At 63.0% G+C, this 19,541-nt stretch carries 20 protein-coding genes and 1 tRNA gene; 5 read left to right on the top strand and 16 right to left on the bottom strand.

Translation table 11 applies throughout. The features are described from left to right. Nucleotide 1: 1 nt before the first annotated feature. From J7347_RS12035 to J7347_RS11990, 10 genes are all read right to left on the bottom strand, one after another. Nucleotides 2-802, bottom strand: a complete 801-nt coding sequence (locus J7347_RS12035) for a metal ABC transporter permease (RefSeq protein ID WP_280635714.1) — start codon at nucleotides 800-802, stop codon at nucleotides 2-4. Nucleotides 803-834: 32 nt separating this feature from the next. Continuing rightward, entirely contained in the window at nucleotides 835-1,692 is an 858-nt protein-coding gene (locus J7347_RS12030; RefSeq protein WP_209162314.1) for a metal ABC transporter permease, read from the bottom strand. Then, a complete protein-coding gene (locus tag J7347_RS12025; RefSeq protein ID WP_209162313.1) occupies nucleotides 1,689-2,573 on the bottom strand; it encodes a manganese/iron ABC transporter ATP-binding protein in 885 nt (294 codons plus the stop codon). Before J7347_RS12025 ends, J7347_RS12030 begins: the two co-directional genes overlap by 4 nt. Further along, nucleotides 2,570-3,436, bottom strand: a complete 867-nt coding sequence (locus tag J7347_RS12020) for a metal ABC transporter substrate-binding protein (protein WP_209162312.1) — start codon at nucleotides 3,434-3,436, stop codon at nucleotides 2,570-2,572. Before J7347_RS12020 ends, J7347_RS12025 begins: the two co-directional genes overlap by 4 nt. Nucleotides 3,437-3,511: 75 nt before the next feature. Continuing rightward, nucleotides 3,512-3,934 carry a Na+/H+ antiporter subunit G gene (locus tag J7347_RS12015; protein ID WP_209162311.1) on the bottom strand — a complete coding sequence of 141 codons (423 nt, stop codon included), beginning with the start codon at nucleotides 3,932-3,934 and terminating at the stop codon, nucleotides 3,512-3,514. Then, nucleotides 3,931-4,200 carry a K+/H+ antiporter subunit F gene (locus J7347_RS12010; protein ID WP_209162310.1) on the bottom strand — a complete coding sequence of 90 codons (270 nt, stop codon included), beginning with the start codon at nucleotides 4,198-4,200 and terminating at the stop codon, nucleotides 3,931-3,933. The genes J7347_RS12015 and J7347_RS12010 overlap by 4 nt, the downstream gene beginning before the upstream one ends. Next, on the bottom strand, nucleotides 4,197-4,682 hold the full coding sequence (locus J7347_RS12005; protein ID WP_348521622.1) for a Na+/H+ antiporter subunit E: 486 nt from the start codon (nucleotides 4,680-4,682) through the stop codon (nucleotides 4,197-4,199). Before J7347_RS12005 ends, J7347_RS12010 begins: the two co-directional genes overlap by 4 nt. 4 nt (nucleotides 4,683-4,686) lie before the next feature. Then, nucleotides 4,687-6,219: a monovalent cation/H+ antiporter subunit D gene (locus J7347_RS12000; protein ID WP_209162308.1), complete on the bottom strand. Its 1,533-nt coding sequence runs from the start codon at nucleotides 6,217-6,219 to the stop codon at nucleotides 4,687-4,689. Then, a complete protein-coding gene (locus J7347_RS11995; protein WP_067679166.1) occupies nucleotides 6,216-6,578 on the bottom strand; it encodes a Na+/H+ antiporter subunit C in 363 nt (120 codons plus the stop codon). Before J7347_RS11995 ends, J7347_RS12000 begins: the two co-directional genes overlap by 4 nt. Beyond that, nucleotides 6,575-9,415, bottom strand: a complete 2,841-nt coding sequence (locus tag J7347_RS11990; protein ID WP_245174058.1) for a monovalent cation/H+ antiporter subunit A — start codon at nucleotides 9,413-9,415, stop codon at nucleotides 6,575-6,577. The genes J7347_RS11995 and J7347_RS11990 overlap by 4 nt, the downstream gene beginning before the upstream one ends. Before the next feature lie 464 nt (nucleotides 9,416-9,879). Between J7347_RS11990 and J7347_RS11985 the strand changes: the two genes are divergently transcribed. Continuing rightward, nucleotides 9,880-11,202 carry a methyl-accepting chemotaxis protein gene (locus J7347_RS11985; RefSeq protein WP_245174057.1) on the top strand — a complete coding sequence of 441 codons (1,323 nt, stop codon included), beginning with the start codon at nucleotides 9,880-9,882 and terminating at the stop codon, nucleotides 11,200-11,202. Between the two features lie 115 nt (nucleotides 11,203-11,317). Here J7347_RS11985 and J7347_RS11980 read toward each other — a convergent pair whose 3' ends face one another. Genes J7347_RS11980 through J7347_RS11970 form a run of 3 tightly spaced genes read right to left on the bottom strand, consistent with a single transcriptional unit; the run spans nucleotide 11,318 to nucleotide 13,283 of the window. Beyond that, nucleotides 11,318-11,959 carry a glutathione S-transferase gene (locus tag J7347_RS11980; protein ID WP_209162305.1) on the bottom strand — a complete coding sequence of 214 codons (642 nt, stop codon included), beginning with the start codon at nucleotides 11,957-11,959 and terminating at the stop codon, nucleotides 11,318-11,320. Then, nucleotides 11,949-12,932, bottom strand: coding sequence for a rhodanese-related sulfurtransferase (locus tag J7347_RS11975; RefSeq protein WP_245174056.1), 984 nt, complete (start codon nucleotides 12,930-12,932; stop codon nucleotides 11,949-11,951). Before J7347_RS11975 ends, J7347_RS11980 begins: the two co-directional genes overlap by 11 nt. A gap of 33 nt (nucleotides 12,933-12,965) precedes the next feature. Further along, nucleotides 12,966-13,283, bottom strand: a complete 318-nt coding sequence (locus J7347_RS11970; RefSeq protein ID WP_348521630.1) for a hypothetical protein — start codon at nucleotides 13,281-13,283, stop codon at nucleotides 12,966-12,968. 258 nt (nucleotides 13,284-13,541) lie between these two features. Between J7347_RS11970 and J7347_RS11965 the strand changes: the two genes are divergently transcribed. The 3 genes from J7347_RS11965 (at nucleotide 13,542) to J7347_RS11955 (ending at nucleotide 16,663) form a co-directional block, all read left to right on the top strand. Continuing rightward, the gene (locus tag J7347_RS11965; RefSeq protein ID WP_209162304.1) at nucleotides 13,542-14,507 is read left to right on the top strand and encodes a glutathione S-transferase family protein; all 966 of its coding nucleotides are present in this window, start codon (nucleotides 13,542-13,544) and stop codon (nucleotides 14,505-14,507) included. Then, nucleotides 14,504-15,343 carry a pirin family protein gene (locus tag J7347_RS11960; RefSeq protein WP_209162303.1) on the top strand — a complete coding sequence of 280 codons (840 nt, stop codon included), beginning with the start codon at nucleotides 14,504-14,506 and terminating at the stop codon, nucleotides 15,341-15,343. Before J7347_RS11965 ends, J7347_RS11960 begins: the two co-directional genes overlap by 4 nt. A 126-nt stretch (nucleotides 15,344-15,469) precedes the next feature. Continuing rightward, nucleotides 15,470-16,663 (top strand): diguanylate cyclase, encoded by a 1,194-nt coding sequence (locus tag J7347_RS11955; protein WP_209162302.1) that lies wholly within the window; start codon nucleotides 15,470-15,472, stop codon nucleotides 16,661-16,663. Nucleotides 16,664-16,821: 158 nt separating this feature from the next. Here the strand turns inward: J7347_RS11955 and J7347_RS11950 are convergent, their stop codons facing one another. The 3 genes from J7347_RS11950 to J7347_RS11940 all read right to left on the bottom strand — a co-directional run bounded on the left by J7347_RS11950 (nucleotide 16,822) and on the right by J7347_RS11940 (nucleotide 18,704). Further along, the gene (locus tag J7347_RS11950) at nucleotides 16,822-17,958 is read right to left on the bottom strand and encodes an endonuclease NucS domain-containing protein (protein WP_209162301.1); all 1,137 of its coding nucleotides are present in this window, start codon (nucleotides 17,956-17,958) and stop codon (nucleotides 16,822-16,824) included. Beyond that, on the bottom strand, nucleotides 17,918-18,439 hold the full coding sequence (locus J7347_RS11945; protein ID WP_209162300.1) for a hypothetical protein: 522 nt from the start codon (nucleotides 18,437-18,439) through the stop codon (nucleotides 17,918-17,920). Before J7347_RS11945 ends, J7347_RS11950 begins: the two co-directional genes overlap by 41 nt. A gap of 178 nt (nucleotides 18,440-18,617) precedes the next feature. Continuing rightward, nucleotides 18,618-18,704: transfer RNA gene (locus J7347_RS11940), tRNA-Leu, on the bottom strand. Between the two features lie 183 nt (nucleotides 18,705-18,887). On the opposite strand from J7347_RS11940, the gene J7347_RS11935 reads away from it, so the two are divergent. Then, the gene (locus J7347_RS11935; RefSeq protein WP_209162299.1) at nucleotides 18,888-19,508 is read left to right on the top strand and encodes a hypothetical protein; all 621 of its coding nucleotides are present in this window, start codon (nucleotides 18,888-18,890) and stop codon (nucleotides 19,506-19,508) included. The last annotated feature ends 33 nt before the right edge of the window (nucleotides 19,509-19,541 follow it).

Below are 19,541 nucleotides of genomic sequence, written 5' to 3'. Positions count from 1 at the left end.
CCTAGGGCGAAGCCGCTGACGCCGTGCGCGACGCTCGCATGGTTTGGGCGACGAATGCGACAATAAAGATCGCAGTCAGCAGCAGGACGATGGTGGGCGCAGGCGCGCTGTCGAGGAAAAAGCTGAGCCACACGCCCAGGATCGTCGCCCCGACTGCCACGACCACCGCGATCGGGAGCATGCGGGCGAATCTGTCGGTCACCAGAAAGGCGATCGCCCCCGGTGCGATCAGTATGGCGATGGTCAGAATAATGCCGGTGGCCCGCAAGGCACCGACGATGGTCAGCGCGAGGATGCACAACAACCCGTAATGCAGCCAGCGGGTTCGCAAGCCGATGGCGCGCGCCTGCTGCGGATCGAAGGCGTGGAGAAGTAGGTCGCGCCATTTCGCGAGCAGCGCGCCGCATACGACCAGCGCGATGGCCCCCGTCTCGATCATCTCGCTATCGCTTACGCCCAACATATTGCCGAACAATATGTGGTCGAGATGCACATCGGTTTCGATCTTGGTCATCAGCACGATGCCGAGGCCGAACATGCCGGAAAAAACCACGCCGAGCAGCGTGTCTTCCTTGATCCGGCTGTTTTCCTTCAGATAGCCGACGCCCAGCGCGCAGCTCATCCCCGCCGCGAACGCCCCGATCGCCAACGGCAGCCCCGCGACATAGGCGAGCACGATGCCGGGCAGGACCGCGTGGCTGACCGCGTCGCCCATCAGCGACCAGCCCTTCAGAACCAGAAAACAGGATAGCAGCGCCGCCGGCACCGCGACGCAGACGCCGATAACGAAAGCCTGCTGCATGAATCCAAAGGCGAAGGGGGCAAGCGGGTCCATCACGCTGGAGCGCTCGCGGACAGACGCCGCCGCCGCGCGGCGAGCAGGCCATGCTTGGGCGCGAAGACGAACGCCAGCAGGAACAGGCTCGTCTGCAACACCACGATCACGCCCCCGGTCGCTCCATCGAGGAAATAGCTCAGATACGCGCCCGAAAAGCTCGACACCGCGCCGATCGCCACGCTGATCGCGATAAGGCGGGGAAAGCGATCGGTCAGGAGATAGGCGGTCGCCCCCGGCGTCACGACCAGAGCGATGACGAGAAAGGCCCCGACCGTCTGCAGGGCCGCGACCGTGCAGGCTGCGAGCAGAGTGAAGAACAGGAGTTTCAGCCGCGAGGGATCGAGGCCGACCGCGCGCGCGTGGTTCTCGTCGAAGAAGGCCAGCATCAGATCCTTCCATTTCGCGGTCAGGATCACGAGCGAGACGCCCGCGATGATGACGAGCTGCACCGTATCGCTCGCCGTCACCGCCAGGATATTGCCGAGGACGATGGTCTGCACATCGACCGAGGTCGGAGAGATCGAGACCATGAACAGGCCGAGCCCGAAGAAGGAGGTGAAGATCAGGCCGATGATCGCATCTTCCTTCAGCTTCGTCCGGCGGTTGAGGAACAGCATGGAGCCCGCGGCCAGCCCGCCGGACAGGAAAGCGCCGAGCGAAAACGGCAGGCCGAGCATATAGGCGCCCGCCACGCCCGGAACGATCGAATGCGACAGCGCATCGCCGATCAGCGACCAGCCCTTGAGCATCAGGAAGGCCGACAGAAAGGCGCAGACGCCGCCCACCAGCGCGCTCACCCACATCGCATTGACCATGTAATCGTAAGCGAAGGGTTCGATAGCCGCGCCGCTCATCGGGTGGGGCTCTCGTTCTCGCTGTCATCGTCATCATCGTAGAGGACCAGCGGATGCTCGTCGTCATAGAGGAGAGTCGATGCCGCGGGCCTCTGCGCGCGGTCGGCTTCGGCCTCGTCCGGCCGCAAGGAGAACCGCCGCAACGTGCCGCCGAAGGTGCGGCGCAGGTTGTCTTCGGTAAAGACCTCCCCCGTTGGCCCGGCGGCGAGCACGGTGCGATCGATCAGCACCGCCCGGTCGCAGAACCGGGGCACCGAGCCGAGATTGTGCGTCGCCACGAGCATCACGCGCCCTTCCGCGCGCAATTCCTTGAGCAGCGCGACGATCGAATCCTCGGTGGTGACGTCCACTCCGGTGAAGGGTTCGTCGAGCAGGATCACCTGCCCATCCTGCGCCAATGCGCGGGCGAGGAAGACGCGCTTCTTCTGTCCGCCCGAAAGCTCGCCGATCTGGCGGCGCGCGAAATCGGTCATGCCCACCCGGTCGAGCGCTTCGGCAACCTTGGCGCGATCGGCTGCGCGCGCGATCCTGAGCGGACCCATGCGGCCATAGCGGCCCATCATCACCACATCTTCGACGAGAACCGGAAAGTTCCAGTCCACATCCTCACTTTGTGGAACGTAAGCGACCAGCCCTTCCTTGAGCGCCCGGCGCACGGGGCGGCCCAGCACCGCGACCGATCCCTGCGATACCGGCACGAAGCCCATGATCGCCTTGAACAGAGTGGATTTGCCCGCCCCGTTCACGCCGACCAGCGCAGTGATCGATCCCGTCGGAATGGCAAAGCTCGCATCGACGAGGGCCGTGTGGCCGTTGCGATAGGTCACGCTCGCATTGGCGACCCGGATGCCCGAGCCCGGTTCGGTTCCCTCGACGCTCAACCGGTCAGCCCGTCCGCGATCCGCTGCGACGTTACGCGCAACAGATCGATAAAGGTCGGCACCGGGCCCCCGGCTTCGCTGAGCGAATCCACATAGAGCACGCCGCCGTACCGCGCGCCCGTCTCGCGTGCGACCTGTCTGGCGGGGTCGGGCGAGATGGTGCTTTCGCTGAAGATGGTGGGGATTGCGTTTTCGCGCATCCGGTCGATCACGCGGCGCACCTGCTGCGGCGTGCCCTGCTGATCGGCGTTGATCGGCCAGAGATACAGTTCCCGAAGGCCGAAATCGCGCGCGAGATAGCTGAAGGCGCCTTCGCTGGTGACGAGCCAGCGGCGTTCGGCCGGAATCTCGCGGAAACGGGCGCGGATCGGGTCGATGGCCTCGCGAATGCGCTGCTTGTAGGCGTCCGCATTGGCGGCATAGCTGGCGGCGTTTTCGGGATCATGCCGCGCGAAGGCGGCGGCGATATTGTCGACATAGACGAGCGCCGCGTCGGGCGACATCCAAGCATGCGGATTGGGCTTGCCGCTATAGGGGCCGGTGCCGATCCCGATCGGTTCGACGCCATCGGACACCACCGCATCGGGAATATCGCCGAGATTGTCGAGAAACTGGCCGAACCACAGTTCCAGATTGAGGCCGTTCCACAGGATCAGATCCGCATCCTGCGCCGCGACGAGATCGCGCGGCGTGGGCTGGTAATTGTGGATTTCAGCGCCGGCCTTGGTGATCGATTCAACCACTGCCGCATCGCCCGCCACGTTGCGCGCCATATCCGCAATGACGGTGAAGCTGGTGACCACTTTGAAGCGGCCATCGCCGCTCTCTCGGCTGCATGCGGGAAGCGCGGCGGTAAAGGCCATGCCCAGTCCCAGGCCCAGGACCTTGCGCCGCGTCGCAACGGCTTTTCGATCTGAGCCGGATCGTGTTTGCAATGCCTATTCCCGCGACGTCGCGACCGCCGTGTCCGGCTGGGGCGCTTCGTACGTCGCCCAGCCCGCTTCGCCGCCGGGCTCGGGCGGGGCGCCGGCTGGCCCGGGCGAGATCGCCGCGTCGCGCAGCCGCAGACGGTGCAGGTGCACTTTAGCCATCATGTTGGCGGCGATCGGCGCGGTGATGAAAAGGAAGAGCGTGATCAGCAATTCATGGCCGCTCCACGCCCCCTGCTCAAGCCGGGAGACCAGGATCGAGCCGACCAATATCCCTCCGACACCCAAAGTCGTCGCCTTGGTCGGACCGTGCAACCGCTCCATCAGCGTGGGCAGGCGCACCAGCCCCCAGCTTCCGATCAGCGCGAAGGCCGCGCCCAGCACGATCACGAACGCAGCCACGAATTCGGCGATTGGTGCCAGCCAGCTCATTCGACGATGTCCCCGCGCAGGATGAACTTGCAATAGGCCACCGTGCCGACGAAACCGACCATCGCCAGAAGGAGAGCCGCTTCGAAATAGGTGTCGTCCGCCAGAGCGATCCCGATCAGCACGATGAAGGCGATCGCATTGATCACCATCGTGTCGAGCGAGATGATGCGATCCCCCACCGAAGGCCCGCGCAGCAGGCGCCACAGATTGAGCGCAAGCGAGAGCGACAGGGCGACAAAGCCGAAGACGATGGCGAACTGGATCATCGGAACACCTTTTTCAGGCGCGCTTCGTAGCGGGTCTTGATCCGCTGGATATCTGCGGCAGGATCCGCGCTGTCGAGCGCGTGGACCAGCAGGAAATCGCCGCAGGCGGAAACGTCTGACGTCACCGTGCCTGGCGTCAGGCTGATCGTACCGGCAAGCACGGTGATCGCTTCGGGCGTATCCAGCTCGATCGGAATGACCAGCCAGGCCGACTTGAGATCGCGATTGCGCTTGAACAGGATGATCCAGGCGACTTCGAAATTGGCGACGACGATGTCCCACAGCACCAGCGCCAGATAGGCGAGGCCGTGGAGGAAGCCGATCTTCGGGCGGCCGGGCCAGAACGGCGCGGTGAAGATCGGAACGAGAATGCCGATAACGATGCCGACCACCAGCGCACCGAAGCTGAGCGTGTTCTGCAGCAGCATCCATACGATCAGCAGCAGGACCGACAGGCCGGGATGGGGAATGATGCGCCGCACGATGCTATCCGTTGTCCAATACGGCGCGCGCGGTCGCGGCGGAATCGAGCAATTGCGCAGCCGCCGCGTCCGCATAGGCGGTTGCCGGACCGGCCGCCGCCGACAGGGCGGCCAGCAGCACGAGGAGGGCGCCGGGCGCGATCATGTCCGCGCGCGAAGGCACTGCCATGGCGCCGTCTCCTTCATCCAGAGGGGTGTCCTTCCAGAACACCGTGCTGCCCGCACGCGCGAAACCGATCACTCCGATCAGCGTGGTCAGCAGGATCACCGTCCACGCCCAACCCCATAGCGGCAGGTCGGCCACGGCGTCGAGGATCAGCAGCTTGCCGATAAAGCCGGACAGCGGCGGCAGGCCGGTCACGCCGATCGCGGCGACCATGAAGAGGATCGCCACGCTCTGCCGATGCGCGAAGACCGGGCCGGGCGTGGCATGATCGACGAAGCCCGCGCGTCGGCGCGCGACGACGTCCGCGATCAGAAACAGCGCGGCTCCGGCCAGCGTCGAATGCACGAGGTAATACAGCGCCGCCCCCACAGTATCGGCCTGCCATCCGGCGACGGCGATCATCAACGTGCCGGTGGAGCCGATGATCGCATAGGCCGCCTGTTCGGACAGGCTGCGGGCGGTGAACACGCCGCCAAAGCCCAGCAGCGCCGTCACCATCGCGGCGGGCAGCAGATAAGGCGCGGGCGCCCAGGCGGCCGATCCGGCATCGTCCCCGAAGATCAGCGGCGTGACCCTGATGATCGAATAGACGCCGATCTTGGTCATGATGGCGAACAGGGCGGCGACGGCGGGCGTTGCGACGGCATAGGTGCGCGGCAGCCACAGATGCAGCGGCACGATCGCCGCCTTGATCGCGAAGACGACGAACAGCAGCAGCGCGGCAATGCGCAGCAGCCATTGATCGTCGGCCCCGATAGCCGGAATGCGAACGCCCATATCCGCCATGTTCAGCGTACCCGTCAGCGCATAGAGCAGGCCCAATGCGAGCAGGAAGATCGACGATCCGACGAGATTGACGACGACGTACTGGACCCCTGCCTTCAACCGCGCAGGACCCTGCCCATGCAGCATCAGGCCGTAGGACGCGATAAGCAGCACTTCGAAGAACACGAACAGGTTGAACAGGTCGCCGGTCAGGAACGCGCCGTTCAAGCCCATCAGCTGGAACTGGAACAGCGGATGGAAATGCCAGCCGTCCCGATCGACCCGCGTGACAGTGGCGTGCACCAGCGCGATCAGCGCCAGCGCCGCCGTCAGCGTCAGCATGATGGCGGACAGGCGATCCAGAACGAGCACGATGCCGAACGGCGCGGGCCAGTCGCCCACCTCGTAAGTCCTGACCGTACCGTCTGCCGACAGGACGAGCAGCGCGATCGCCACCCCGAGAACGGCGAGGCAGGACGCGAAGCTGACCGCCACTCCGGCAGCACGGCGGCGCAGCATCAGCAACACCGCCAGCGGCGCCGCGAGGGCAGGCAGCGCGATCGGCGCTAGCACCAGTTGGGAGGCCAAAGAGGACGCGAAACTCATTCGCCGCCTCCCGCCTGATCGTCGGTCGGCACGTCATGCCCGTCGACATGGTCGCTGCCGGTTTCGAGGAAGCTGCGCAGAGCGAGGATCACGACGAAAGCGGTCATGCCGAAGGTGATGACGATGGCCGTCAGCACCAGCGCCTGAGGCAGCGGATCGGTATAGGTGTCCACGTCATACGACCAGATCGGCGGCGCATCGACGACCAGCCGGCCCGACGCGAACAGGAACAGGTTCACCGCGTAGGAGAAGAGAGTCAGCCCCAGAACGACCGCGAAGAGCCGCGCGCGCAGGATCAGGTAGATCCCGCCGGCGACGAGGACGCCGATGGCGCTTGCAATGAGGAATTCGAGCGTCATTGCGCCTGCTCCCCACGATCGCCCGACCGTTCGGTTGAATCGCTTCGCTTGGCATGGGCCCGCGCGGCCCGCTTGGCGATGTGGCTCAACTGGGCGAGTGCCAGCATGATCGCGCCCAGAACCACGGAGAACACGCCGATATCGAACAGCAGGGCCGTCGCAAGCTCAAACTTGCCGACCAGCGGAAGCGTGAAATGATCAAAGGCACTGGCCAGGAAATTCGCGCCGAACAGCAGCGAGCCCAATCCCGTCGCCATCGCGATCAGGACCCCGAAGGCGATCAGTGTGTGTTCCGATATGCGGCGACGCCGGGTCGTCCAGTCGTATCCCGAAGCGAGATATTGCAGCATGAATGCGATCGCCACCACCAGGGCCGCGATGAAGCCGCCGCCGGGCTGGTTGTGGCCGCGCAGGAAGATGTAGATCCCCGCCGTCAGCGTGAGCGGAAGCAGGATGCGGGTGGCCATCACGAACATCACCGGATGGCTTTCGGGCGAATGCGGCATGTCCTCCTGCCATGTGCGCAGGCGATGGCCGGCATGGCCACGCGAGGTGGTGGACAGCAGCGCGAAGATCGCGAGGCCCGCAATACCCAGCACGATGATCTCGCCCAGCGTGTCGAAGGCACGGAAATCCACCAGCGTGACATTGACCACATTGGTGCCGCCCCCGCCCGAATAGCTGTTGGCGAGGTGATATTGCGAAATCGGATCGTTGGGATTTCGCGTCAGCATCGCCCAGGCGATCGCGCCCATGGCCGTCCCACCCATCACGGCCAGCGCGCCATCGCGCACGCGGCGCGTCACGCTCGACAATGCGGGCGGCGTCTTGGGAAGAAGATTGAGCGCTAGCAGCAGGAGGAGGATCGTCACCACCTCGACCGAGATCTGCGTGAGCGCAAGGTCGGGCGCGGACAGGTGCACGAAGGCGAGCGATATGACGAGGCCGATGACGCTGATATAGATGAGCACGCGAAATCGCTGGTGCTGTGCGTGCAGCACCGCGCCCGTCGCCGCGATCAGCAATGCCCAAGCGAGAATCGCCGCAGGCGATGCCTCGACCCCCTCGCGCGGCCCGGTGAAGACGCCCCCTGCCCCGATAGCCTCGATCGCGAACAGCACCATTACGGCGGCCACCAGCATCAGCATGCGCTGAAGCGAGGGCGCATGGATCGCCACGGTCAGCCTGCGCACCGCGCGATTGATCCGCCCCAAAGCGCTTTCGAAAATGGTCTTGGCGTCGAGATGCCGCACCGCTTCGTAGCGGCGCAGGATCGGCGCATAACGCCACAGCACGATGAGCCCGATCGCCACGGCCAGCACGCTCATGCCCAGCGCGGGATTGATGCCGTGCCATAGATACAGTCCCACATAGGGCGCAGCGCCGCCGACCACCGCCGCGCTGACCGACGCGACCAGCGATCCGGCGAGCAGGCCGGGTATGAGGCCCAGCAGCACGGCGATCAGCACCAGCAGAGCGGCGGGCAGCCACATTCCCCCACCCGGATCGTGCGCGCGGGCATGGGGTTCGGGATCGCGCGCCTGCCCGAAGAACAGGAACAGGGCGAAACGCAGCGAATAGGCGACCGAAAGCGTCGCGGCGATCGTCGCCACCACCGGCACCAGCCAGGGCAGGCCGAACAGGCCCACTTCCAGCGTTTCGCCGAGCATCAATTCCTTCGAGATGAAGCCGCCCAGCGGCGGCAGGCCCGCCATCGCGGCGGCGGCGAGCGTCGCCAGCGTCGCGGTGACCGGCATCACCTTGGCAAGCCCGCCCAGCCTGCGGATGTCGCGCGTGCCGGTCTCGTGATCGACGATGCCCGCCGACATGAACAGGGCGGCCTTGAACGCCGCGTGGTTGAGAATGTGCAGCACCGCGACGGCTGCCGCCGCTTCGAGCGAGAAGCCCAGCAGCATGACAAGCAGGCCGAGCTGGCTGATGGTCGAATAGGCGAGGATGCCCTTCAGATCATGCTTGAAGAGCGCCACCCACGCGCCGAACGTCATGGTGACGAGGCCCACACTTGTTACGATGATCGTGTAGAGATCGGTGCCCGACAGCACCGGCCAGAAACGCGCGATCAGGAACACGCCCGCCTTCACCATGGTGGCGGAATGGAGATAGGCGCTGACGGGCGTGGGCGCGGCCATCGCGTGCGGCAGCCAGAAATGGAACGGGAATTGGGCCGACTTGGTGAAACAGCCGAGCAGGATCAGTATAAGGATCGCGGGGTAGAGCGGCGAGCCCTGCACCGCATCTCCGCTCGCCAAAATCGTCGCCAGATCGAACGACCCGACCGTCAGGCCCAGCATGACCACGCCCGCGATCAGCAACAGGCCGCCCCCGCCCGTAATGGCCAGCGCCATGCGCGCACCCTGCCGCGCCTCCGCCTTGTGGCGCCAGAACCCGATGAGGAGGAAGGAGGACAGGCTCGTCAGCTCCCAGAAGATCAGGAGCAGCAAAACGTTGCCGGAAATCACGATCCCCAGCATCGCGCCCTGGAACAGCATCAGGCTGGCGAAGAACCGCCCCGTCGCTTCGCCCGCGGCGAGGTAGAAATGGCCGAAGATTACCACCAGCAATCCGATGCCCAGGATCATTCCGGCGAACATCAACCCCAGCGGATCGATCATCAGCGACAGATCGAGGCCGAGAGCGGGCACCCAGGGGACCGAAGCCGTCGCGGTTCGTCCGCTCAGGATCGACGGCGCGAGAGAGACGATAACCGCAAGGCCGATCGCGCTCGCCAGCGCGGCGATGCCTGAATGCCAGACCCGCCCGCGCCCGCCCAGAACGGCAATCGCCAGCGAAGCCACGAAAGGGAGCGCGATGAGCAAGAACAGTGTCAATGGAACAACCATCGGCAGGAGCGATCACCCATTGCTGGCATTTGACTGTTAGTGCGCCGCCTCTCCGCTCGCTTTTCAGCGGAAGCGTCCGGAGAGAAATTCAGCGCGAGCGTGGTTTTCCCCGTTACACACGCATACCGCTCCATCGCAAGAGCAAGCGCAGCAGAAACGCGTCGAATTCACCTTCCCAAGCCCCTTTCAGCGCCCGAGCGCGCGTACGAAACCGGGCTTCCCTGGCGCGAGGATCGCAAAACAGGAGAGCCTCAAGGAGCGAACCCCGGTCGCTCTTTCCGGGCGAATTGATGCTTCGATTTCCATTCGCTGGCTCACCAAGGCCGCCGCACCAAATCGAGAATGCGCCGGGGTCAGCGCTCTTGTCGGATACCGGAAACCATTTTTTAAACGTAATATGCGAATTCGCGCACATGATCTTTCGCCGCCCAACGCCCGATTTGAAAACCCGTGCCGCGCTTGCGAATTACCGGTTTTCGCCAGATGCCATCCTGCTGATGAAGGAAGGCGCTTTCGTCGAATGCAACGCCGCAGCCGAACAGGTCTACGGCGTCCCGCGCGCTGAACTGATCGGTCAAAACCCGGCGGTCTTTTCCGCCGAAACCCAGGCGGATGGCCGCCCGAGTATGGAGCACGTCGGAGAACGGGTCCAGCAAGCACTTGCCGAAGGCTTCGCGCGCTTCGAATGGTTCAATGTGCGTGGCGGAGAACGCGTACGCATGATCGTCACTCTGATCCCGCTTCCTCAGGAAGGCGCGGACGCCCTGCTCGTCCAGTGTCAGGATTTCTCCGAGACCGGTCGAATGATCGATGCGGTCGCACACGGCTTGGCCCGCCTGGAAGAGGGCGATCTGACCGCGCGGCTGGACACCGCCTTCAGTCCCGAATTCGAGCCCTTGCGGATCAGCTACAACAGCGCCGCCGAAAAGATCATGCAATCGGTGATGTCGGTAACCGAGGTTGCGGACGCGCTCCAATCCGGGTGCAGGGACATCCGCGAAGCATCGGACGATCTGTCGAGCCGCACGGAGCGGCAGGCTGCCAGCCTCGAAGAATCCGCCGCCGCGATGCAGCAGGTCACACAGACCGTTCGCGCTTCCGCCGACACGGCTTCCCAGACCGAAAAGCTCGTGAAGGAAGCGAACGACAATGCGAACAAGTCCACCAAAACGGTGGACGACGCGACGCAGGCGATGGCCAATATCGAACGCGCCTCCAGGGAGATCGGCGAGATCATCTCGGTGATCGACGGGATCGCATTTCAGACAAATCTGCTGGCGCTGAATGCCGGTGTCGAGGCTGCCCGAGCCGGCGAGGCTGGGCGCGGTTTCGCAGTGGTCGCCTCGGAAGTTCGCGCCTTGGCTCAGCGCTCTGCGGATGCAGCCAAGGATGTGAAGGCTCGCATCGAGGCATCGGTACAGCAAGTCGATCGCGGCGTTGCCTTGGTTTCCGAAACGGGCGAGGCGTTCAAATGCATCGTCGGCCAGACGAACGAGCTGGGCGCCCTGATCGCGGAAATCAGCGAGGCCACCCGTCAGCAAGCCGTCACGCTTGGCGAGATCAACCTGGCGGTAGGCGATATGGATGGCATCACCCAGCAGAATGCCGCGATGGTCGAGGAAACGACCGCAGCCGTTCGAAACCTCGCTCAGGAGGCCGATCACCTCATCCAGTCCGTCGAAACTTTCCGCACCAGCCGCCGCACCAATGTTTCGACAGTGCAGAGCGGGCACGAACTGCGCGTCGTCGGAGGCAGGCGTTAAGGATCGGCTATACTAGGAAGCTTTCCGCGCGAGCACGATCCACTCGGCGCTGGTGTGGCGGTTCGGACGGCCCTCCCCAGGCGGGACGCTTCGATTGGCCGACTAATCGCCCGACTTAGCTTTCTTGCCGACCCCTTATGACAAGATTGTCGTCGCCTGGCGCCCATGGGGCGACGCGGAGCATGACTTCGGAGAACAGCTCCGATGCAAGGGCCTCGGCCAGCCATGACCGGACGCGCGGGATCGGTTGGGTCGCGAACCAGTCGGAATCGACCGCTGCGAATTGCCGAACGAAGGGCATGATCGCTGCGTCAGCGATGCCGCGCGTCGAACCGCACAAATATGCCTGCTCCGTCAATCTCGCCTCTAGCACGTGCAGGAATTCCATTCCCTGCTGACGATGCGCCATGGCGTCGGACCCGTGGCGGTCCGGATATTTGTACCGATCGAGATCGTGCTTGAACGGCCCGTCATTGCGCGCGATCAGGGCAGTGTCATCGCGTTGCAGCCAGGTTTCGGGGTCGTTGCATTGCAAGGCCCAGCGCATGATCTGGATACTTTCCTCGATCACGGTACCATCGGCGAGGATGAGCACCGGAACCGTGCCTTTGGGCGATGCCTCCAGCATCTCTGCCGGTTTGCGCGCCAGATGCACTTCGCGCAGCACGTAGGGCGTTGCACTAATCGCCAGAGCGAGCCTTGCGCGGATTGCATAGGGACAGCGGCGGAAACTGTAGAGGACCGGTTCAGCCGACATGGTCACGCCCCGTCGCTTCGAGGGTCGCTCCTACGTGAGCACGTCCCTGCTCCGCCGCGCGCAATTCCTGGCGATAGCGCTCGCGATAGGACGCGCGCTGCCGCTCGTCCCTTTCGCCATGGCAGGCTGCGCAGCTGGCGCCCGCTTCGTAAAGCGGCGAAAGCCTGTCTGCCGGGCTTACAGGGCGGCGGCATGCGAAACACAGCTCGTGCGTGCCCGCCGACAGGCCGTGCCCGATGGCGACACGCTGGTCGAATACGAAGCACTCGCCCTGCCACCGGCTTTCTTCTTCAGCCACATGCTCCAGATAGGCGAGAATCCCGCCCTTGAGGTGATAGACATCGTCTAACCCTTCGCTCTTCAGATAGGCGGACGCCTTTTCGCAGCGAATGCCTCCGGTGCAGAACATGGCCACTCTCGGCGGCTTGCCGGATCCGAGCAGGCGCTGACGTTCGCGCGCGAACCAGTCTGGAAAATCGCGAAAGCTGGCGGTCATTGGATCGACGGCCCCTGCGAACGAGCCGATCGAAACCTCGTAATCGTTGCGCGTGTCGATCACGATCGTATCGGGATCGTCGATCAGCGCGTTCCAGTCCTGCGGATCGACATAAGTGCCCGCATCGCTCGCCGGGTCGAGATCGGGCTGCCCCATGGTGACGATTTCCTGCTTCACGCGCACCTTCATGCGATGAAACGGCATCGTCGTCGCGCTCGAAAACTTTACATCGAGATCGGAGAAACCGGGCCAGTTGCGGATATGATCGAGGACCCGATCGATACCCGCTCTCGACCCCGCAATCGTGCCGTTGATGCCTTCGCCTGCCAGCAGCAGCGTGCCCTTGATACCTTGCTCGTCGGACACCTTTTTCAGAGCGTCTCGGACCTCTCCGAGCCGCGAAAGCGGTGCGAAGCGATACAGCGCGGCTACGCAGATCGGCGATGCGCCTTGATGTGTCGGCTGGGTCATGGTCATTCTGCGTAGCGGTCTTCGCCGAGCCCCAGAGCGTCAGCGCTTCTTCTTGGCCGGAGCGGCGTGGAAATCGGGTTCCTTCTTGGCGACCCAGTCCACGAATTTGCGCATGTCGGGATTCATCAGAATCGCTTCCACGTCGAGGCCATGGCGCTGCAATTCGGAATTGCTGAAATTGGCGATCAGCGTTTGCTGGCAGATGGGGTGCATCGGCACGACCTCGCGCCCGCCCCGGCTTTTCGGTACGGGATGATGCAGGACCGTTGTCTCGCCCAGAGGACGGCTGCAGAGCCAGCACTCGACAGGCGCCGCTGCCTCCCCGTCACTGTCCTCGTCCCCGTCCTGATTGGGAATGCGTTCGTCCAGCGCCCTCCCCTTGGAATATTTGCGTGCCACGTATTTTCGCCCGAATCCTGAAAAGGTTGGATCGGCCTCTAGCCGAAGCGGGCTTGGCTCGCCACTTCGCGAAACGATTATCAGCCACACCCGTTCGCATCCTGTAGCCTACGGCCCCTCTCGCTGCGACGGGCCTTGGGCAATCCACCCGCTCCGGACTTCAGCTGGACGCGACGAGCAGCAATTCTTCTTTCCGATCAAAGGACTTGGAGCACCATGGGTTTTCTCAAGAACGGTACCTGGCACGACGAATGGGCGCATAACGACGAAGAGAGCGGCGAATTCGAACGCGACGAAAGCGCGTTTCGAAGCTGGATCACCCCCGATGGTTCGGCCGGTCCCACCGGCGACGGCGGGTTCGCCGCCGAGCCGGGCCGTTACCGCCTTTATATCAGCCTCGCCTGCCCCTGGGCGCACCGGGCCAATGCCGTGCGCCATCTGAAAGGATTGACCGATGCGATCGAGCTGAACGTCGTCCACTGGCTGATGAAGGAGGGCGGCTGGTCGTTCCGCGACGGCGAATGCGTCACCGGCGATCCCGCCATCGGCGCCGACAATCTCCACCAGCTCTACACGCATGCCAAGCCCGATTATTCGGGCCACGTCACCGTGCCGGTGCTGTGGGATACGCGCACCGAAACCATCGTGAACAATGAAAGCGCGGACATCATGCGCATGCTCGGCAGCGCGTTCGATGCCTGCGGGGCGAACGATCTCGATCTTTATCCGGAAAGCTATCGGGACAAGATCGATACGCTGAACGACCGGATTTACGACGCGGTCAATAACGGCGTCTACAAGGCGGGCTTCGCCACTTCGCAGGACGCCTACGACAAGGCCGTGACGCCCCTGTTCGCAATGCTGGACGAACTTGAAGAGCGGCTCGAGGGAAAGGACTGGCTGGTCGGCGATCGCCTGACCGAGACCGACATCCGCCTGTGGACCACGCTGATCCGTTTCGATCCGGTCTATCACACGCATTTCAAATGCAATGTCCGCCGGATCGCCGATTATCCCAATCTGTCCGCGCTGACCCGCCGGATCTACGAGCTCGACGGAATTGCGGAAACGGTCAATTTCCGGCACATCAAGCATCATTATTACGAAAGCCACGAGCGGATAAATCCGCATGGGATCGTCCCTGCCGGGCCCGCTCCCTTGGTACCGGGGATGCAGAAATGAGCAGCCGCGAAATCCTGTCGCTCCACCGCGCGATGCGCGACGATATCCAGGATCTCGTGACTCGCAGGCCCCTGCCCGGCCAGGGCCTGCCGCAAGTCGATCCGTTCCTGTTTCTCAACCATCACGGGCCGCAGACCTATCCCTCGCCCAATCGCGGCCTGCCCTTCGGACCCCATCCGCATCGCGGCTTCGAAACGGTGACCTTCATCCTCGCCGGAAGCCTGGCTCATCACGACAGCGGTTCGGGCGCAAGCGTGGTCGAAACGGGCGGAGTCCAGTGGATGACGGCGGGGAGCGGGCTCGTCCATGCCGAGCTTTCGCCCGAGCAGTTCAAGCAAGATGGCGGCGCGCTGGAAATCCTGCAATTGTGGGTCAACCTGCCCGCGAGGCTCAAGATGACCGCCCCGGCCTATACGCCGGTGCCCGCCGCCGACATGGCGCAAAGCAGTCCGGGCAAGGGCGTTTCGATGCGTGTGGTGTCGGGGACGCAGGACGCGCCGATCCATTCCCTGACGGATGTCATGCTGGGGATCGTTTCGATCGAGCCCGGTGGCCACGCCGACCTGCCTGTCCCTTCTGGGCGCAACGTGCTGTTCTACACGGTCGAAGGCGAAGCGGCGATCAGCGGGAGGCCGGTGCTCGAGCACACGCTCGCACGACTGACGGACGGAGACGGGATCGAAGCGACGAGCGAAAAGGGTTGCCGCATCCTGTTCGGCCATGCCGATCCGATTGGCGAGCCTGTGGTAGCACACGGCCCCTTCGTCATGAACACAAGGGAGGAAATTGCCCAAGCCGTGCACGACTATCAGGCTGGCCTGTTCGGAGGACTATAGCCAACCGACCGAGCGCCGGATGCCGCCCGCGCCCGCCCACCGATCCATTTGCGCGACGCACGGTCACAATTAAACTTTCCTATACGCAAAACGCGTAGCCCGTGTCGGAGTAAGGAAGCCTCCTGCATGAATTTCCTCGTCCGTTTGGCCGGTCGCAAGGGCCTGGATCGGCGCAGTTACGCCCTGATCGGCTGCGTCGTGCTGCTTGCCGCCCTGCTTACCGGCGCCAGCTGGAGTGCGGTCGGCAGTTCGCAGGAACGGCAGCGCGCCGCCGAATGGCAAATCCACACGCTCCAGGTTCTCCTCGAAACCGACGATCTGAAGGTCGCCACGCTCAGCATGGTCCGTGGTGAACGGGGATACCTGCTGACCGGGGACGAGACGTTTCTGCAGCCCTATCAACGTGGCCTTGTGGATTCGCGCGAGGGTCTCGATCGCCTGACGCAACTTGCTCTCGATAACCCCCAGCAACAGCAGCGCATCGGCCGCCTGCAAACCGAGATCGCGCATTTAAGTTCGGTCCTCGAAGAAATCGTCGAGCTCAAACGCTCGGGCGACCACGCTGCGGCGCTGGCGCGGGTCGGCTCGGGCGCCGGCCGGACCGCTACGGACGAGATCCTCGAGGAATTGCGCGGAATCGAAACCATCGAGCAGGATCTTCTTGCCGTTCAGACGGAAGACGCTCGGGCCAAGGCGGTCGCGAACGAACGCTATCAATATGCTCTGACCCTGATCGGCATTCTCCTGCTCGGCCTGTCCGCCTGGGCAACAATTCTCGTGCGCCGCGCGCTCGCTGCCGAGGCCGAAGCGCGCCGCATGCTGCAGCGCACCGCATCGAGCGACGAGATGACCGGCCTCAGCAATCGTCGCGGTTTCATGGACGCCCTGCACCGCTCGGTCGCCCGATCGTCCGACGGGCGCAAGGAACTGGCCTATGCCATTTTCGACATCGATCGGTTCAAGTCGATCAACGACACCTATGGGCACGCCGCCGGCGACGCAGTGATCGCCGAAGTCGCAAGGCGAGCGGTCGCGACGTTTCGCGCGCGGGATCTGGTTGGCCGCATCGGCGGAGAGGAATTCGGCGTCATCCTGCCAGCCGCCAATCAAGCGGAAGCCATGGAAGCTTGCGCCCGGATGCGGGCCGCGATCGAGGCCGAGCCGATAATGATCGATGGAAAGTCGATCGGGGTCACGGTGAGCGTCGGCGTATCGCAGCTACACCGCGAGGAGACCGTGGAAAGCCTGATGGCCCGCGCAGATCACGCTTTATACGAGGCGAAGAACAGCGGTCGCAACGTGGTTAGACTGGCAGCGTAAGCCAAAAGCGATCTTCGCCAAACCGAAGCGCCGGGAAATCCCGCGTTGTGCGTCGATTGAAAAATGGTGCCCAGAAGAGGACTCGTATTATTAACATAAGTCACTGACAAATAAATGTTTTAAATATCGCCTTGGGTTTGTGGCCCCCAAAATGGCCCCTATTCACCCCTTGCTAGGCCAGATTCCAACGCTGCTTCAGTCCGGTCGACAGTGGTACGCCAGCTAGGCGTAGTAGGCCTGCAAACCGTGCCCTGATTTCCGAACAATCCGATTTCATTGATCGCCTGTTCGAGAGGCACGGCGTGAATCCAATTGATTGGCACGAAGTACTCCATCTTGTCGGGGTCATCTTGGTGCTCTCGATGATATGATGCACCGGAAAGCACTTCGAGAGCAGGCTTGGCACCTTCGTCGGTTTTACTTTGGAAGTCGTGAATCGATTGGCGAGGGCCGACAACTTCGCCGACTCCGACAAAGCCAAACCCAGGCGCTTTGACCCAAATTCTATCACCTTGCTTCAAGGTTTTTAGCGGCTTGCTGTACCAGCTACCGCCACCGGCGGAGACAAAGCCAAACTTCCTACCTTCAGCCCAGTCGCGCGTTTCTCCATGACCGTAATTGGCGTAGATTTCGCCATTCCACGGTTCTCGCTCCCTATCTTTCGAAGGACGAGAAACGGTGGCAGATGCAACCTGCGTCTCATCTGGATCGAGTAGCCACGCACGGCTTAGAAGCTTCTGACTTTCCAGTTCGAAGACTTGGAAAAAGAGCACATTGATCGCGATTGACCTCTCATTGAGGTACCCGACTATGCGCTCGCTGCTCTCGTCGAGCTGCGCCGCGACAATCACAATCTGGTGATTTTCGTTCAGCGTATCTTCGTCCAATGGAGCGCCAAAAAAATCGGCAAAGTCTTTCGAAAAATCTGCATTCTCAGAGAAGCGCGCATAGATCGCCGCGATGGCATCGGCCTCCAACCCTTCGACCCAGCAAGCATAGTCCAACGCTTGCGCTACCACTTCGCGAGGAGTGCGATGACGCTTCAGTTCGATCAGGACCAAGCCACCGTCGGGAGCTATGGCGAGTAGATCGACAATCCCTCCACTGACAGTTCTCTCCTGCCTACCAATCAGCATCCACTCGTCAGAGAGAATTTTAGGAGAAGAAACGATCATGTCTTCCAGCTCTCGCTCTGAAAGCAAACTGGAAGCGCTCAGCTTTTGTGGCTGCTCATCGACAAGCCAGATAGCAGTTTCAATTGGCACCCTGTCCCTCACCTTGGTTTGCAGGCTCAATCAGACCCGGTAACTCCGCGTCCATTTCGCTGAAGAGCACCACCTTGGCTTCATAATCCGGCACATCGCCAACCAACGCCAGTTGACCCGCGACACCACCGGCATTCTGCCCATAGGCTTCGGTCAGTTTCGTAAGGAGATCGCGCTTGTAGGCTGTGTCCAGATTGTCAAGCTGATCGCCTTTGCTTTCCAGCGCCACCAATCGCTGCTCATCACCATCTTGCACAGCGGCAAAGACAAAGTCGGGATACACTCTGCCTCGCTTCCAGCCGCGCAAGGCATAGCTGCCATGCGCCGTGCCGTTGCGGTGCCACCATCGGATCATGTCGTGATCATCAAGCTTGCGAGCTAACCCTTGCTCATCGCTATTCAGTTCGTGCTTGAACACAGGCGTGAAGAGATTGCGCTCCAGTGCTCCGCCCGTAGTGGATTGCAGCGTGTCGGCATTCGCAGTTGCAATGACGAAGAATTGCGACGGCATGATCCAATCGCCTGCATCGCCACGAATGCGAAATTGTTTCAGTATGGCCCCCAATGTGGCCCCCGCCACCACGCGATTGCTGGCGAATGTGGGCGAACGTCAACGACCAATCGAGCCGTATTTTTGGCAGATTTCCGGGGTTTTTGCAACCGTTAGCGAATGTCGAGAAACAGGAAAATGGTGCCCAGAAGAGGACTCGAACCTCCACGCCCTTGCGAGCGCCGCCACCTGAAGACGGTGCGTCTACCAATTCCGCCATCTGGGCACGTTTGAGAACTGCCGGTCATCGTGGTCCGGCGTCCTGGTAGGCGCGCGCCACTAGCTGGCCTTGGGAGGGCTTGTCAACGCTTATCGAATCCCCCCCAATGTGCGGGGGCATAAAGATTTCGCCGCACGATCTGCCTTCGGGAATTGCGAAACCGCGACGAGTGCGGCACGTTGCATCGCTATGATCACGAAAACACCGCGTCTCGCGCTTTCCGCCCTTGTGTCCGCCCTCCCACTCCTTGCCCTCGCGGCCTGTGCGGAACCGATTCCCGAACAATCGCGCGCCGATGAAATACCGCTCGCAGAAGTGAAGGATGGCGATGCGGACGTGACGGGCGTGGCGGGAACCACGATCGACGAAGGTCGTACCGATCCCCTTCTTTCGGTCGTGACGCGGGCCGACGGCGCCCTGCTCGGCAATGCGAATGTCGCGACCTGTTCCTTTACCTCTGACAGCGATCGCATGCTGTTCCAGACCGCCGTGCCCGACGACGGGGGCGCCAATCCTCGCGGCGTCGCGCGTGTCAGCGGGGAGCCGGTGCTGTTCACGGCCGAATTTACCGGCGCTCAGGCGCGCATGGAAGAAGGCGGGCGCTATGGATCGGATGGCGATCTGGTCGCCCAGATCGTGCGCGGCGAAGCGGAAAATGGCGAACAGAGCCAGCCGGACGCCGCCGAAGACGGCGAGGGCGACGCGCCCGCGCGCATCGAAACGCGCACTTGGCCCGCCACGCTCACGATCGCGTATGAGGGCACGCCGCTTTCCACGCGCAGTTCGGGCACTTGGGCATGCGGCAATTGACGCCTTGCTCGCCCCACCATGCCGGGGCTAGGG

It is taken from the genome of Erythrobacter sp. A6_0, from assembly GCF_017744235.1.
GTDB lineage: Bacteria > Pseudomonadota > Alphaproteobacteria > Sphingomonadales > Sphingomonadaceae > Qipengyuania.
Note: the sequence above shows the minus strand (reverse complement) of the source record. Positions and strands in the feature narration are given on the sequence as shown.

Excerpts from the sequence above, each read along its gene's own strand:
- J7347_RS11945 (WP_209162300.1), bottom strand. The coding sequence starts at position 18,439 with ATGCCGTCGCAATTCTTCGTCATTGCAACTGCGAATGCCGACACGCTG.
- J7347_RS12015 (WP_209162311.1), bottom strand. The coding sequence starts at position 3,934 with ATGAGCTGGCTGGCACCAATCGCCGAATTCGTGGCTGCGTTCGTGATC.
- J7347_RS12010 (WP_209162310.1), bottom strand. The coding sequence starts at position 4,200 with ATGATCCAGTTCGCCATCGTCTTCGGCTTTGTCGCCCTGTCGCTCTCG.
- J7347_RS11960 (WP_209162303.1), top strand. The coding sequence starts at position 14,504 with ATGAGCAGCCGCGAAATCCTGTCGCTCCACCGCGCGATGCGCGACGAT.
- J7347_RS11975 (WP_245174056.1), bottom strand. The coding sequence starts at position 12,932 with ATGACCATGACCCAGCCGACACATCAAGGCGCATCGCCGATCTGCGTA.
- J7347_RS12020 (WP_209162312.1), bottom strand. The coding sequence starts at position 3,436 with ATGGCCTTTACCGCCGCGCTTCCCGCATGCAGCCGAGAGAGCGGCGAT.
- J7347_RS11995 (WP_067679166.1), bottom strand. The coding sequence starts at position 6,578 with ATGACGCTCGAATTCCTCATTGCAAGCGCCATCGGCGTCCTCGTCGCC.
- J7347_RS11955 (WP_209162302.1), top strand. The coding sequence starts at position 15,470 with ATGAATTTCCTCGTCCGTTTGGCCGGTCGCAAGGGCCTGGATCGGCGC.
- J7347_RS12030 (WP_209162314.1), bottom strand. The coding sequence starts at position 1,692 with ATGAGCGGCGCGGCTATCGAACCCTTCGCTTACGATTACATGGTCAAT.
- J7347_RS11965 (WP_209162304.1), top strand. The coding sequence starts at position 13,542 with ATGGGTTTTCTCAAGAACGGTACCTGGCACGACGAATGGGCGCATAAC.
- J7347_RS12000 (WP_209162308.1), bottom strand. The coding sequence starts at position 6,219 with ATGAGTTTCGCGTCCTCTTTGGCCTCCCAACTGGTGCTAGCGCCGATC.
- J7347_RS11980 (WP_209162305.1), bottom strand. The coding sequence starts at position 11,959 with ATGTCGGCTGAACCGGTCCTCTACAGTTTCCGCCGCTGTCCCTATGCA.
- J7347_RS12035 (WP_280635714.1), bottom strand. The coding sequence starts at position 802 with ATGCAGCAGGCTTTCGTTATCGGCGTCTGCGTCGCGGTGCCGGCGGCG.
- J7347_RS11935 (WP_209162299.1), top strand. The coding sequence starts at position 18,888 with ATGATCACGAAAACACCGCGTCTCGCGCTTTCCGCCCTTGTGTCCGCC.